The following is a 15,027-nucleotide window of genomic DNA, read 5'->3' as shown; positions in this document are numbered from 1 at the left end:
AATCCGCAGAATGCTATTCCGATTTATCCATCCATTCCACAGCAGTAAACACCGCGAAGCGACTATTTTTTTGGTAGTAGTCGGGGTTTGGTTGATGCTGGGTTGCCAGCGATCGGATCCCCCCGAGGTTTCCGTTCTTTCAGAACAGGCATTTCTTGATCCTTCCACGGAAAACCGTCCAATGGCACTGTGGACCTGGATGAACGGATACGTCGATACGGTACAATTGGTATACGAGCTGCAGGAAATGAAAGACAAGGGCATGCGGGGGGCGATCGTTTGGGATATCGGCGCGCTCATCAACCCGGATGGGATGATCCCGGATGGTCCGGCTTTTCTTGGTCCGGAATCGCTCCAATACCTCGCCCTGGCTTTGGCTACCAGCGATTCCCTGGGATTGGATTTGGGGATGAGCGCTGCCAGTAGTTGGAATTCGGGGGGCGAATGGGTGCGGGCAGTAGACGGTAGCAAAGAATTGTTGCGTTCTTCCTATCCTGTGGAAGGTCCAGCGACTGTCCAAATTACGCTATCGAACCCCGAATCCCCCAGAGGAAGGGCGGAAAACTGCGAACTGCTAACGGTAATTGCCGTTCCGAAAAATCCGAAAATGACCTTTGCTTCGGAGGAGGTCATTGTCCTTTCGGAACAGGATCGGGCAGGAGCAAAACTGTCCTGGCAGGCGCCTGAGGGGGAGTGGGAACTTCTTTCCTTTTTTAGCTGCAATACCATGCAGCCCTTGGTGGTGCCCAGTCCAAATTCCTCGGGATTAATCATCGACCACCTGAGTGGCCCGGCCACAGCCCGTCATTTGGAGGAACTCGTATCTCGCCTCGATCGGATTAGTACGGCAGCGAGAAAAATGAAGTTTATTTTTCTGGACAGTTACGAAGTATGGCAAATGACGGACTGGACAGATGGATTTCTGGAGGAATTTCAGCAACGCTATGGTTACGATCCAACTCCCTTTCTGCCCCTTTTGCAGGGGTATAATCTTACCGATTCCCTGATTCAAGCAAGGTTTGAAGGGGATTATCGGCGATTGGTCAGTGACTTACTCATCGAAAACCACTATGCGCAAGCGGTAACGATCGGCGACAAACACGGCATCCAAATGATAACGGAAGCGGGTCACGGTGGGCATCCCCGGGTGGAGCCGCTCAAGGCATTGGGCAATTCGCACATCCCCATGGGCGAGTTTTGGAACAGGCAACGCCATTGGGTCACCAAAGAAGCTGCCAGTGCAGCCCATATTTACGGACACACGGTTGTTGCCTCCGAATCCCTAACGGGATGGAATCATTGGCAACACGGACCAACCGACTTCAAGCAGCTTATAGATATTGCCTTTTGTGAGGGCCTGAATCAGGTCGTTTTTCACACCTTCTCGCACAACCCGGCCATCGCCGGAAAGCCCGGTTTTGTGTACCATGCAGGAGAGCATGTGAACGTTAATGCCACTTGGTGGCCTTATTCTCGCCCGTTTATGGATTACATCGCGCGTTCCTCCTATTTGCTGCGGCAGGGGAATTTTGTGGCCGATATACTACTCTATTACGGAGACGATGCGCCCAATTTGGTACCTCCCAAGCGTTTGGACCCGAACTATACGCCCGATATGCCGGGGATTTTCCCAACCTATTTTTACGACAAAACAAAGTGTCTCCATTGCGGGATGCCCCGCCCCATTACTATAGGAGATTTGCCGGGGTACGAATACGATTATATAAACGCTGACGTGATCACAAACAGGCTGGAGGCGGAGGACGGAAAGCTACGGCTTCCGCATGGGGCTTCCTATCGTTTGCTTGTGTTGCCAGACCGAGCAGACATGTCACTGGAAGTGCTCAAAAGTCTGGAAAAATTAATCGGAGCGGGAGCCGTGGTTCTGGGACCAAAACCCGAACGAGCCAGTTCGTTGAAGGGGTACCCGGCGGTTGATCGGGAGGTAAAGGATCTAGCGGATAAAATATGGGGCAGCACCGATGGGCACACCGTTTTTTCGACTACCTATGGAGCGGGAACCGTTTATTGGGGCAGGTCCATAGAGGAAGTCTTGAAGGAGCTGCAGATCCGGCCGGATGTGGCGGTGAAGGGGGCGGACAATTCGGACAGGCATATTGATTTTGTCCATCGGCAAACCGAAGCGGAAGAAATCTATTTTATTTCCAACAGCAGCGAACAGCAGGAGCATCTACGCCTGGTTTTCCGCGTGGATTCGGATTTGAAGCCGCAACTATGGGATGCAGCCTCCGGGCTGGTGCAGCGAGAGGTCGCTTTTACAAGGCTTGCCGAGGGGATACAGCTGGACCTCGTGCTGGAGCCCATCGGTTCCCGTTTTGTGGTTTTCCAAAAAAATATTGCCGGGGAGAATAGTGAGGGACTGCACCGCGATTTGCAGTTCGGTTTTTCCGAAAAGGGCCTGGGGGATACCGAGGTTCCATCCATTGACCTATCCAACGATTGGCTGGTTCGTTTTGACCGCCCTGAGGAAGATCCCTTGACGGTAAAAATGGATTCGCTTGTCAGTTGGTCGGATTTGAACGAGAAAGAAGCAAGGTATCACTCCGGCCAGGCTACCTATTCCCAGGAGTTTCGCTTGGAGGCGTCCCAGCTGCAAGCAGGAGTGGAGGCGTTTGTTCGCTTTGAAGCCATTCAGGAGATGGCACAGGTTCAAGTCAATGGAAAGGATTGCGGCATCGTCTGGCTTCCACCCTATACTGCCCGCATCACCCCGCACCTGAGGGAGGGGACCAATACCCTTACCGTGCGGGTGATCAATACCTGGAACAACCGGATCGTTGGGGATCTGCGGCATCCGGAAGCGGAGTCCGTTACCCGAACCAACGCCCGGGGGAAATTCACGGCAAACAGTCCACTGCTTCAATCCGGCTTGCTGGGAAAGGCAGAGATCCAGTTTTTAACCCAAAATTAGCAGGACGATACGATGGCAAGCAAGACCGTTCCCCACCACTTATCAAGCGAGGCGTATAGGCGGCGCTGCATTTACCTTACCGGTTTTTTGTATGTATGGGTTTTTCTTTCTCTGGGCTGTGCGTCCAAAACCCCAGAGAAAAAGCCCAACATCATCTACATCCTGGCGGACCAGTGGCGGGCCTCTGCCACAGGCTATGCCGGCGATCCAAACGTGCGGACGCCTCACCTGGATCAATTGGCGCGAGCAAGCATCAATTTCGAAAACGCCGTTTCGGTGATTCCCGTTTGCACCCCCTACCGTGCCTCCCTGATGACCGGGCGCTATCCCACCTCCACCGGCATGTTTTTAAACGACCTGCACCTGCCCCTGAGTGAATACGGCCTGGGAGATGTGCTGGCAGATAGGGGTTACACCACTGCCTACATCGGAAAATGGCACCTGGATGGGCAGGGGCGTCATGCCTATATTCCTCCGGACAGGCGGCGGGGTTTTGCCTACTGGAAAGCGGCCGAGTGCGATCACGACTACAATCAATCCCACTATTACACCGGTAATTCCCCGGAAAAGCAATTTTGGGAAGGCTACGATGTGTATGCGCAGACTGCCGACGCGCAGGAATACATTGCCGGGCAGTTGGAAAACGACAAGCCATTTGCCTTGTTTCTTTCGTACGGTACCCCACATTTTCCCCACCATACGGCACCGCAGGAGTTGCAACAACATTACCCACCGGCGGATATCCTCCTTCCGGCAAACGTGCCCGAATCCATGGCCGAGCAGGTAAAGAAAGAAGCGCAGGGCTACTACGCGCACTGCGAGGCCCTGGACCAAAGTATCGGTGAATTGCTGGCTTACCTGGACGGGTTGGGCATCCGGGACGAAACGCTGCTTGTCTTTACGTCCGATCATGGAGAGATGCTCGGAGCGCATGGAGTCCGACCCAAGGCCAAACAGGTGCCACTTGCGGAGTCTGCCCGGATTCCCTTCTTGCTTCATTACCCACCGCTGCACGGAAAAACGGGAAGGACGGTGCAAACCCCCATTACCACACCCGACATTTTTCCCACGCTGTTTGGGCTGCTGGACTTACCCATCCCGAAAAGCTACGAAGGAGACGATCTCTCTGAAATATTGACCGAAAATTCCGAAAGAGAAGGTCATGCCGTGCTGTACATGCAGCTGGCTCCCTGGGGCGTAGCCGGTCCCTACGGAAGGGAATACCGGGCGGTGAAAACCGCGCAATACACCTATGTTCGTTCCCTGGACGGTCCCTGGTTGCTGTTTGACGATCAGAAGGATCCCTTGCAACTGAATAACCTTATTGAGGAACCTGCCTATGGAGCCGTTGTTAGCCAATTGGATGAACAGTTATGGGCACTATTGGGCAAACGGGGCGATGCCTTCCACCCGGCGCAATGGTACCTCGATCGCTGGCAATTAAAACCCGGCGACCATGGAAGCATTCCCTACGACAAAGAAGGAACCGTTCCTCCCCAATCACCGCGCCTTCGTAAAGATGCTTCCTGAGTTTTTTACACCAAAAAGCCGGCCTTGGAAAAATCTTTACTATATTAAACGCCTTGAAAAAATAAGAACATCCATGAAAAAAATCCTACTACCCATTTTTGTTTTGTGTTACATGTTGGTATCCTGTCAGGAGGCCGAGGTGGCGCCACGTCCCAATATCCTGTTTATCATGTCCGATGATCATTCGCAGCGGGCCATTCATGCCTACGGCCAGGGCTTATTGGACAAGGTGTATTTTCCAAACATGGATAGACTGGCCCGCGAGGGAGCACTTTTCAAGCGTAGTTTTGTCACCAATTCCATTTGCGCGCCTAGCCGGGCGGTATTGCTTACCGGAAAATACAGCCACCTGAATGGAAAGGTGGACAATGTGTTACCATTTAACTGGGACCAACTGACGTATCCCAAATTGTTGCAGGAGGCAGGCTACGCAACGGCACTCATCGGAAAAATCCACCTGGCGGAAAAGCCTAAGGGATACGATTATTCCCTGACCCTACCCGGACAGGGGAGCTATTACAATCCGGATTTCATCAAAAATGGGGAAGAAAAGGTGTCTTTTGAAGGGCATTGCGAGGCCCTAATCCCGGAATTTGTCGTGGATTGGCTGGAGAAGGATTGGGACAAGACCAAGCCTTTTGCCATCAACTACCACACCAAGGCCCCGCACCGCAACTGGATGGCCGAAGAAAAGTACCTGGATTACCTGGAGGACGAGGAGTTCGCCTTTCCCGACAACTTTTTCGATGACTATGCCGGGAGAGGTACGGCAGCGCGTGAACAGGAAATGGAAATCGTTGACAACATGTACTGGGGTTGGGACATGAAGTTTGAAGCCAACCCCTTTACCGGGGAACCCAGCCGGCTCGCGGCTCCTTTTGGACGCATGACGGAGGAACAAATGGCCGCCTGGAATGCGGTCTATGGTCCCAAAAACGAAGCCTTCCTACAGGAAAAACCCACCGGCGAAGCCCTGGCAAAATTTATGTACCACCGCTACCTGCGGGATTACCTCAAAGTAATCAAATCCGTGGATGATGGCATAGGGAAAGTGTTGGATTACCTGGAAGCAAACGACTTGCTGGACAATACCATCGTCGTGTATACCTCCGATCAGGGATTCTACCTGGGAGAGCACGGCTGGTACGACAAACGCTTCATGTACGAGCAATCATTAAGCACACCGCTATTGGTGCGCTACCCAAGGGAAATCAACCCCGGGACCGTTGTTGAAGACATGGTGGTGAACGTGGATCACGCGCCCACCCTGCTGGACTACGCCGGCGTGGAAAAACCGGCGGAAATGCAAGGGGAATCCTGGCGTGCCCTTGCTGCGGGTGAGGATGTTCCCTGGCGGGATGCGATGTATTACCACTATTACGAATACCCAGGTCCCCATAGTGTAAAACGGCATTACGGAGTCCGCACGGATCGCTACAAGTTGATCCATTTCTACCACGACATCGATGAATGGGAACTATACGATCTGGAAGCCGATCCGAACGAAATGAACAGTGTATACGGCGACCCGAACTATGCAGAGGTGCAAGAGGCGCTGCATAGCCGATTGGAAGAACTACGGGAGCAATACGGGGATTCCGATGCGTTGAACCAGCAGTTTATCGAGCAAAGCCTTTCCAAAAACTAGTTGTTACAACTAATGAAATATTGCCAGCCAATTGCCTTCCCATTTCCTGGATTAATGGGCCTTGCCTTTCTCCTTTTTGCTTCAATTTGTTCGAGCTGTAGTTCGGAGGAAACGGATGGCGCGGGGATGGCCGCCAAAAAACCAAACATTCTTTTTATCCTGACCGATGATCAGCGGTGGGATGCCTTGGGTTTTGCCGGGAATGAGATTATCCATACGCCGCACATGGATGCATTGGCTGGCGAGGGTTTGTATTTCGATAATGCCTTTGTGACCACCGCTATCTGTGCGGCTAGCCGTGCTTCCCTTTTCACCGGCTTGTACGAACGAACCCACGATTTCACCTTTGGGAAACCGCCCCTGCAGGATGCCTACATGCGGCAGAGTTATCCCTGGCTCCTCAAAAATGCCGGCTACCGTACTGGATTTATCGGTAAATTTGGGGTGAAGGTCAATGCGGGAATCGAAGATTCACTCTTCCATCACATGGATAAAACCTCCTGGCCTTACCTCAGGGAAGTGGCAGGTAAGGACGTTCACCTGGCAGATATCAATGGGGATCGGGCGGTTGAATTTATCCAAACTGCCGGAGACCAGCCATTTTGCCTTTCCCTTTCCTTTTGGTCGCCTCATGCGGATGATGGCGCGGAAGAGCAATATTTTTGGCCGGAGTACGTGGATCACCTGTACCGGGATGTGACCATTCCCATTCCACCCACCGCGGACCCGTCCTTTTATGACAGCTTGCCGGGGTTTCTACAAAATACCATGAACCGGGAACGCTGGTATTGGCGCTACGACAGCCCGGAAAAGTACCAGAAAATGGTGAAAGGATATTACCGGATGATCAGCACGGTGGACACCGTACTGGGCAGAATCCGGCGCACGCTGGAGAAAGAAGGGCTTGCCGACAATACGGTGATCGTTTTTATGGGGGACAACGGGTATTTTATGGGAGAACGGGGTTATGCCGGAAAATGGCTCTTGCACGAGCCTTCCATTCGGGTGCCTCTCATCGTGTACGATCCCCGACAACCGGAAAACAAGCGCGGGAAACGGTATGCGCAGCCAGTACTGAACGTGGATGTAACGCCTACCATTCTTTCCCTGGCCGGAGTGCAGATTCCGGATAGCTATGCCGGTCGCAGCCTGACGGAATTTTACGAGCGCGCTCCTGCAGATTGGCGCTCCGGTATCTTTCTCGAACACCGCCTGGAAAACAACGAGAAATTGCTAAAAACAGAAGGGTATCGGGACGAAGCGTTTAAATTTATCCGGTACGATGACAGCGATCTGATCGAATTGTACCACCACAAAACAGATGTTCACGAAGTCAATAATCTCGCGACAGATGAACGGTATGCGGAGATCGTCACCCACTATTCCAATACCTGCGATTCAATTATCCAACAACTCATGCACCAACGCGTCATCAACCCATGATAGCCCTCCTAAAAATTACCCGGGCAGTGTCAGCCTGGTGTATTGTTTTGCCAGTGCTGGCAGGAGCAACACTTTCCTGCCAACGGGACACCAAAACTACCGCGCCCAATGTGGTCATCATTTATGCGGATGACATGGGCTATGGCGACCTTGCCATCCAAAACCCGGATTCAAAAATTCCCACGCCTCATCTCGACCAACTGGCTTCTGAAGGGATGCGTTTTACCAATGCGCACAGTTCCTCCGGTATTTGTTCGCCTAGCCGGTATGCCTTGCTGACAGGAACGTACCATTGGAGACGTCAACACGGGATTGTGGGTGCTTTCGGTCCACCGTTTTTTAACGATGGAGACATCACCCTTCCACAGGTACTTCAGGAGCGGGGCTATGCCACGGCATGCATTGGCAAATGGCATTTGGGCTGGAACTGGAATTTTACGAATCCTCCTTCCGGGAAAGTTACCCAATGGGGAAGGGAGGTATCGTATTATTTACCGAATGATGTCAGCTGGGACCAACCGGTCACTGGAGGCCCCACCGATCGGGGTTTTGAATACTATTTTGGGGATGGCACCATCAATTTCCCGCCTTATGCCTGGATGGAAAACGACCGCTTGCTAGCGGTTCCGACGGAAGTCATGGACATTCAGGATATCGGCTACGAAACAAAGGAAGGCAACTGGGAATTTCGCCCCGGTCCCAAAGTGCCGGGATGGAATCCGTACGAGGTGCTACCGACGCTATCCGAAAAAGTAGTGGAATGGATTGGGAGTCAGACCGAAGATAAACCCTTCTTTCTCTATTTCCCCCTACCTTCTCCGCATGCGCCGATTATTCCCAACGATGAATTTGACGGCAAGTCCCAGGCGGGCGCCTATGGGGATTTCATGTACCAGACCGATTGGGTCGTGGGGCAGTTGCTGCAAGCAATTCGGGACAAGGGATGGGAAGAAAACACGATTGTTATTTTCAGTTCGGATAATGGTCCGGAGCGGTACGCGTTTGATCGGGGGGAAAAACACGGGCATTTCAGCATGGGGCCCTTGCGCGGGCTGAAACGGGATATTTGGGAAGGGGGACACCGGGTTCCCTTTGTTATCAGATGGCCGGGAAAAATTCCGGCGGGAACCGTTTCTGACAAGCTGGTTTCCCAGCTAGATATCATGGCAACCTTGGCGGATTTGACGGGAACCGCACTCCCAGAGGGAGCGGCCCCGGATAGTCACCATTTCCTGCCCGAATTACGTACCCGTCCGGAGCAGTTTCCGCAACGAGACTGGTTGATTCATAACACCATGGCCAACCGATGGGCGGTTCGACAAGGGGAGTGGTTGTACATCAACGACAACACTGGCCAACATTCAGCGATGCCCGAATCCTTTTCAAAATTGCGGGGCTACGAAACCTTTGCCACGCCGGGCTTGCTGTTTAACCTGGCCGAGGATCCCGAACAGCGCGTGAATCAGTACGCGCTAAAGCCCGAATTGGTAGAAAGCATGGATCGGCTGATTTCGGAAGCCAAAGCCGGTGGGTATTTGATAAAAGATGATTGAAGCCAGTCAAATAAAACCTTCGATGCCTATCCTTTTTGGGGGAAGGGGGGCGGAAAGGTCATTTCCCTGCCGGATAGCAGCCGATACGTAGGTAGGTTGAGCCGGACAGCTTTTCCCAAGGAGGTGAATGAATACGTAGCAAACAATAAAGAAAAAAATACCTATGCTCATTTTTGTACACGTTAGAAAACTGCTTTTGCCCTTGCTGCTGGTGGTTTCGTGCAGGCTTTCTGCACAGGAGGTGATCGTTTTCGATGACCTGACGGATTTTGGTGACATTCCATCCACCTGGAAGGAGGTAGGGGAGGTATTGGCCGACTGGGAACAGGCGGATTTTTTGTCGACGCTTCCGGGATCCGGAATACTCGTTAACCCGCCGAAGCCGGACAACGGGCCGCACCTCGTTTCCGACTTTGTCCACGGAGACCTGACCCTGGAACTGGAGTTTATGGTCCCCAAGGGTTCCAATTCGGGCGTTTATCTGCAGGGACGGTACGAGATTCAGATTTTTGATAGCTGGGGAAAAGCCCATCCCACATCCGGAGATGCCGGAGGAATTTACCAACGCTGGGATGACGAAAAAAAACAGGGATTCGAAGGAAAAGCTCCCCGGACCAATGCTACCCGGGCTCCCGGTCTCTGGCAACGGTTAAAAATTGATTTTGAAGCACCGCGCTTCGATGCGGCTGGAAATAAAGTATCGAATGCGAAATTCAATCAGGTATTTTTAAATGGGGTTTTGGTGCACGAAAACGTGGAGGTGACCGGGCCTACCCGATCCGCCATGTTTGAAGACGAACAGCCACTGGGTCCCTTGATGATTCAGGGAGACCACGGTCCGGTGGCCATCCGAAATATACGGTACCAGCCTTTTGGACAGCCGGCGCCTGAAATTCGAGATTTGACGTATGCGTATTATAAGGGCAAGTTTCCCTCTGAGGCTGATTTCAAGGAGGGCGATCCGAAGGAAAGGGGCGACTTACAAAAAATAACCTGGGACCTGGGCCATGGGGTGCTCGATTTTGCCTACGTGTATTCCGGTACGCTGGAGATTGAAAAAGCCGGCGATTACACCTTTTCCCTGGCGGCTTTCGGGAAGACCAGTTTGTACATCGATGGAGAAAATATCATCGCAGACGGGACGCAATTTCCCGCGGATTCTCCCAGGAGTGGTACCCGGTACCTGCCCGTGGGGCCGGTTTCGTTTACCCTGGTTTTCTACAAGAACAATTACCCGGGCCGTAGTCCCCAGCTCGGGGTATTTGTGGAAGGGCCAGGAATCCGAAAAAGTCCCTTGCACGAAGCGAATTCCTACGTCGAGCACCTGATACAGAAGCCGGTTTACCTGGAACCCGCCCAGGAGCCCTTAGTTACACGAGGGTTTTTTGAGCACGGAGGGGAGAAAAAAACACACACGGTGGCGGTGGGCGAACCCTCTGGGATAAGTTATGCTTACGATCTGGAGCAAGGCGCACTGTTGAGCCTATGGCGGGGCGAATACCTGGATGCCTCGCCCATGTGGAGGCAGCGGGGGCAATCGCAGTTGATGCTTCCTTTGGGAGCCATGGTCAACCTGGCAGCGGGACCCGCTATTGCTGCGCTTCCCGCCGAAGATAGTCCCTGGCCGGATTTACTCGGCAGCGATCAACTGCGCATACAGGGGTACGCACTAAACCGGGACCGAAGGCCCACCTTTAAGTACCTGCTTGAGGGGCTAGCCGTGGAGGATTTTTTTGAACCAGAGCTCGATGGTAAATTATTAACCCGAACGATTCGGTACTCCAATCCGCAAAAACGGTCGGACCTATGGGCGCGCATTGTCGCTGCCGGGACTCTGGCTGAGGTAGGTGAAGGCCTCTATTCGGTAAACCAGGGCCAGTTTTACCTACATGTGGCCAAAGGCAGCCCTGGTAAGGTCGTTTTGCGGAAAACCGAATCCGGTCAGGAATTGCTGGTTTCACTCGCAGCGGATGCGAATAGCAATAGTCTGGTCTACAGTTATATTTGGTGAATGCGAAAAAAGGAATGGAACGTCAATTGGTAGCAAAACAGGATATGAACATACAAGACAAAGGCATGGAAAAATTGCGCTGCAATATAAACGGTGGCTTCCAAAAATTCCAGGTATACGGATGGTTCTTACTCGGAATGGTTTCACTGGGTTTGCAAGCGCAGCAAACAGCGGAAACCAGAGAGGTCGCTGCGAGGGAAGCGGATTATTACAGCATTGTAGACATTCCTATTCCCGATGGCATCGAGTTGGAAGTAGGCGGAATGACCCTTACACCAGATGGGAGTCTGGGCATTGCCACGCGACGGGGGGAAATCTGGCTGGTGGAAAATCCGTACATGACCGGCACGCGCATTCCCCGGTTTAGCCAGTTTGCGGCGGGATTGCACGAGCCCTTGGGCCTGGCCTATCACCGGGGCAGTTTTTATGCCTCCCAGCGCTCCGAGTTGACCAAAATGACCGATCGAAACGGAGACGGCCGTGCCGACAGCTTCGAGACGGTAGTTTCCTGGCCTTTGTCAGGAAATTACCACGAATATTCCTACGGCCCTTTGTTTACGCCGGAAGGCAACATGCTGGTTGCCCTAAACCTGGGATGGATCGGTCACGGTGCGAGTCTGGCAAAATGGCGGGGTTGGATGCTCAGCGTCTCGCCCGATGGCACCATGCTGCCCCTTGCCACGGGGATGCGATCTCCGGCCGGTATGGGCTACAATGCGGAAGGAGACGTGTTTTATGCGGAAAATCAGGGGGATTGGGTAGGATCCGGCCGGATTACTCATGTGGAAAAAGGGGATTTTGTAGGGAATCCGGAGGGCTTGAAATGGACGCACCTGCCGGAATCGCCGGTATCCCTAAAGCCGGAAGATATTCCCGATACCGGATCGCCCATGGCAAAGGTGGCAGCCGATATCCCGGGCTTCAAAACCCCCGCTGTTTGGCTTCCCCATGGGCTCATGGGGATTTCCACCTCGGATATCGTAACGGATAAAACGGCAGGAGGCTTTGGGCCGTTCGCCGGGCAACTATTTGTGGGCGACCAGGGCCATAGCAGGATCGTGCGGGTCTACCTGGAAAAAGTAAACGGGGTGTACCAGGGCGTGGCCTTTCCGTTTCGGGAGGGTTTTTCTTCCGGGGTTTTGCGCATGGTATGGGGAACGGATGCTTCCCTGTTTGTGGGGATGACCAGCCGGGGCTGGAGTGCTACCGGAAAGGCTCCTTTTGGTCTGCAAAAACTGAGCTGGACCGGAAAAATGCCCTTTGAGATAAAAACGGTAAACGCCCAACCGGATGGATTTGAACTGGAGTTTACCGAACCCGTAGCGCCTGCCATTGCCGGGGATACGGAGTCTTACAACGTATCCAGCTTTACCTATAAGTACCACCACAATTACGGTAGCCCGGTTATCGAATTGGAAGAGCTTGCCGTAAAGGCGGCACTTGTTGCCGGGGACGGTCTTCGTGTTCGATTGGTGGTGGAAGGTCTGAAGGAGGGATACATCCACGAAATCAATGCAGCAGGTGTTCAGTCTGGTTCGGGCCGTGATTTGTTGCATGCTGTCGGCTATTACACACTGAATCAAATTCCGGAGGGCGAAAAAGTGGCTTTATCTGCGATCGATTCATCCACTCCGAATCCCCATGCTGCCCATGGGCAACCAACTGCCCTGCGTACGAACGAAACGGTTGTTGGTGTGCCTGCATCCGTTACCGGGAAGCGAACGACGACCATGCCCGGCTCCTGGTCCAATGGGCCGGATCAAACCGTTGTCCTGGGAACGCTGCCAGGCTTGAAATACGACCGGGAGCTCATTGAAGTAAAAGCAGGCAGCAAGGTGCAAATCACCTTCAATAACAACGACGACATGCTGCACAACCTGGTGCTTGTTCAACCGGGCACAGCGATCGAAGTGGGGGAGCTGGCGTTAAATATGGGCTTAGAGGGCTCCCAAAAAAATTACATCCCCGATTCCGAAAAGGTACTGTTCCACACAAATATCCTCTCTCCTGAGACTTCAGAGACCATTTACTTCGTAGCACCGACGGTACCCGGGGACTACATGTATGTCTGTACCTTTCCCGGGCATGCGTACGTGATGCAGGGGATTTTTCGGGTTAGCAACTAAAAAAGCCAAGGGATTGGAAGAGACTTTGCTTATGTGGCGGCTCGTTCCAATTCTCCCCTATTCCATTCTGCGAGGATCGCAGCCGCTTCATAGGTGCTTTGCAGAAAATCCAGGAGCTTGGCTTCGGGATCTGCCGCTTGCTGAACGTCTTCGTATTTCAACATAAACTCGCCCATTTCCACGCTGTAAAACGCTTCATTTGGCCGGATTTTCTGTTCGCTGAAGAGCGGACTTGCCGGATAGGCATAGGAATAAAAAATCGGTTCCGGAAAATTGGCAGAACCGGGCCAGAAGCCGGCACTACTCACTTCTTTGGAATAGGCTTCCTGCATGACGTCTAGGGGCATGTTTGGCGCCCCTCCCGGGTGTAGGGGAGCAGGTCTTCCGGAAAAGCGGGTAACGGCCAGGTCAAAGGCCCCCCAAAACAGGTGCACGGGACTACATTTGCCAACAAATTCGCTGCGGAAAAGCGTGAACACCTGCTGTGCCTTACTCATGGCCTGCCACAGCTTCTGCGCTGCCTCGGGTTTATAGGTACGATTTACAGTATTCTCCTGAAAGGGAATGGCTGTTTCCAGTTCGTTGGGACGCCCGTGAATGGCCACCTGTATTTGCAGCTGTGCGAGTTTTTCAAACAATTCCGCATAAAAATCGGCTACGGTCATGGAGCGTAGTTCCATCCGCAGTGTTTCGCCGTGTGCGCAGGCGATAAGAAGTTGGTGCTGCCGAAAATCAAAATCAATCTGGAAAAAGCCACCTCCATAGGGGATGGCCTGGGTGCTAAAGCCATGTGGGCTTAGGTAGAGCGTGCTATGCCAGGAATGGTTTTGCCAGGGCATGGTTCGCAGGCGTATTTTGCCCACAATCTGAATCCACTGATGCAGCGTTTCCAGGGTATCCTGGATTTCCGGGAAATGCAGGACGGGCCAGGGAATGGAGTTTTCGTTTGAATTCATGGGGTAGGATTAGTCGTTGATCGTCCTAAATTCAATGGGCTGATACGCAAGAAACCTGAGGAATGGCCATTAGGTTTTTTTGTTGCGTGAATAGCTCAATGCGCCCGAAGGACAGGCCGAAACCTGTGCTTTGAGCGCTTCTGTGCTGGCATTTTCAATGGCAATCCAGGGACTGGCCTTTGGGTTGTATACCTGGGGAAGCGTTTTTACACAGATTCCGGCGTGTTTGCACAAATTGGGTTTCCAATGGATCGTGATGTCTTCGTTCGAATAGTCTTTCATGATAGAATGGGGTTAAAGCCAAATATGGTTCCTTTTTTGCTTCCACGCATTCATCTAGATTAATAAATCACTGATCGAGCACATTTGTCTGCTATTTTCGCAGCCGCCATCCGCTCGCGTATCGCTGTACCGGTAGGTAGCCTTCGGTCCTTTGTTGGGAAGCCGATTCCCTGTTTTTTCGGGTCTCCCGGTGTGCCCTTAATTGGATGAGCTAATGAAATCGACCATGACGTACCCGTCACACAGTGGGATGATTATCAATCATGCGAGATTCCATCTGACCGCTGAAAAAAAATATAAACAGATGAAACAGAGCGTTAAAAGCTTGTTCGTCCAAGCCGGGATATAAAAGTCAGCTAAATAAATTCAGGATGCTATTTTTAGCGCTGCTAAAGACCCCATCCGTGGCCTCAAAAAATCCGTTGGCGGATCAACCGAGTCCGGATTCAATGCTATTAAGTTAAGCTTTTTGGTTTGTTATTTTGGTTTCAAAATGGAATAATTTTGATTTTTCCCTGCCGGTTTCGGGCTTTTTATCAGGTTTCG

At 52.4% G+C, this 15,027-nt stretch carries 9 protein-coding genes; 7 read left to right on the top strand and 2 right to left on the bottom strand.

From position 1 onward, the window contains the following. Positions 1-10 precede the first annotated feature (10 nt). The 7 genes from GCU44_RS17035 (at position 11) to GCU44_RS17005 (ending at position 13,243) form a co-directional block, all read left to right on the top strand. Complete coding sequence (locus GCU44_RS17035) at positions 11-2,932, top strand: glycosyl hydrolase (protein ID WP_154857991.1); 2,922 nt, start codon at positions 11-13, stop codon at positions 2,930-2,932. 12 nt (positions 2,933-2,944) lie between these two features. Further along, positions 2,945-4,462 carry a sulfatase family protein gene (locus GCU44_RS17030; RefSeq protein ID WP_154857989.1) on the top strand — a complete coding sequence of 506 codons (1,518 nt, stop codon included), beginning with the start codon at positions 2,945-2,947 and terminating at the stop codon, positions 4,460-4,462. 73 nt (positions 4,463-4,535) lie between these two features. Next, positions 4,536-6,110 carry a sulfatase family protein gene (locus GCU44_RS17025; protein WP_154857987.1) on the top strand — a complete coding sequence of 525 codons (1,575 nt, stop codon included), beginning with the start codon at positions 4,536-4,538 and terminating at the stop codon, positions 6,108-6,110. 126 nt (positions 6,111-6,236) lie between these two features. Further along, on the top strand, positions 6,237-7,553 hold the full coding sequence (locus GCU44_RS17020; RefSeq protein WP_161993956.1) for a sulfatase family protein: 1,317 nt from the start codon (positions 6,237-6,239) through the stop codon (positions 7,551-7,553). Beyond that, on the top strand, positions 7,550-9,106 hold the full coding sequence (locus GCU44_RS17015; protein ID WP_154857983.1) for a sulfatase family protein: 1,557 nt from the start codon (positions 7,550-7,552) through the stop codon (positions 9,104-9,106). Before GCU44_RS17020 ends, GCU44_RS17015 begins: the two co-directional genes overlap by 4 nt. 163 nt (positions 9,107-9,269) lie before the next feature. Continuing rightward, a complete protein-coding gene (locus tag GCU44_RS17010; RefSeq protein ID WP_154857981.1) occupies positions 9,270-11,117 on the top strand; it encodes a family 16 glycoside hydrolase in 1,848 nt (615 codons plus the stop codon). 137 nt (positions 11,118-11,254) lie between these two features. Then, positions 11,255-13,243: a plastocyanin/azurin family copper-binding protein gene (locus tag GCU44_RS17005; RefSeq protein ID WP_154858072.1), complete on the top strand. Its 1,989-nt coding sequence runs from the start codon at positions 11,255-11,257 to the stop codon at positions 13,241-13,243. Between the two features lie 29 nt (positions 13,244-13,272). Here the strand turns inward: GCU44_RS17005 and GCU44_RS17000 are convergent, their stop codons facing one another. After that, positions 13,273-14,199 (bottom strand): DUF5996 family protein, encoded by a 927-nt coding sequence (locus tag GCU44_RS17000; protein WP_154857979.1) that lies wholly within the window; start codon positions 14,197-14,199, stop codon positions 13,273-13,275. Between the two features lie 69 nt (positions 14,200-14,268). After that, positions 14,269-14,481: a (4Fe-4S)-binding protein gene (locus tag GCU44_RS16995; protein WP_154857977.1), complete on the bottom strand. Its 213-nt coding sequence runs from the start codon at positions 14,479-14,481 to the stop codon at positions 14,269-14,271. Between the last annotated feature and the right edge of the window lie 546 nt (positions 14,482-15,027).

Origin of the sequence: Cyclobacterium xiamenense, assembly GCF_009467825.1 — a bacterium.
Lineage (GTDB): Bacteria > Bacteroidota > Bacteroidia > Cytophagales > Cyclobacteriaceae > Cyclobacterium > Cyclobacterium xiamenense.
This window is presented reverse-complemented; position numbering and strand designations above follow the sequence as displayed.

Bases quoted from the DNA above. Each gene is read 5' to 3' on its own strand.
- GCU44_RS17035 (WP_154857991.1), top strand. From the start codon at position 11: ATGCTATTCCGATTTATCCATCCATTCCACAGCAGTAAACACCGCGAA.
- GCU44_RS17030 (WP_154857989.1), top strand. From the start codon at position 2,945: ATGGCAAGCAAGACCGTTCCCCACCACTTATCAAGCGAGGCGTATAGG.
- GCU44_RS17025 (WP_154857987.1), top strand. From the start codon at position 4,536: ATGAAAAAAATCCTACTACCCATTTTTGTTTTGTGTTACATGTTGGTA.
- GCU44_RS17020 (WP_161993956.1), top strand. From the start codon at position 6,237: ATGGCCGCCAAAAAACCAAACATTCTTTTTATCCTGACCGATGATCAG.
- GCU44_RS17015 (WP_154857983.1), top strand. From the start codon at position 7,550: ATGATAGCCCTCCTAAAAATTACCCGGGCAGTGTCAGCCTGGTGTATT.
- GCU44_RS17010 (WP_154857981.1), top strand. From the start codon at position 9,270: ATGCTCATTTTTGTACACGTTAGAAAACTGCTTTTGCCCTTGCTGCTG.
- GCU44_RS17005 (WP_154858072.1), top strand. From the start codon at position 11,255: ATGGTTTCACTGGGTTTGCAAGCGCAGCAAACAGCGGAAACCAGAGAG.
- GCU44_RS17000 (WP_154857979.1), bottom strand. From the start codon at position 14,199: ATGAATTCAAACGAAAACTCCATTCCCTGGCCCGTCCTGCATTTCCCG.
- GCU44_RS16995 (WP_154857977.1), bottom strand. From the start codon at position 14,481: ATGAAAGACTATTCGAACGAAGACATCACGATCCATTGGAAACCCAAT.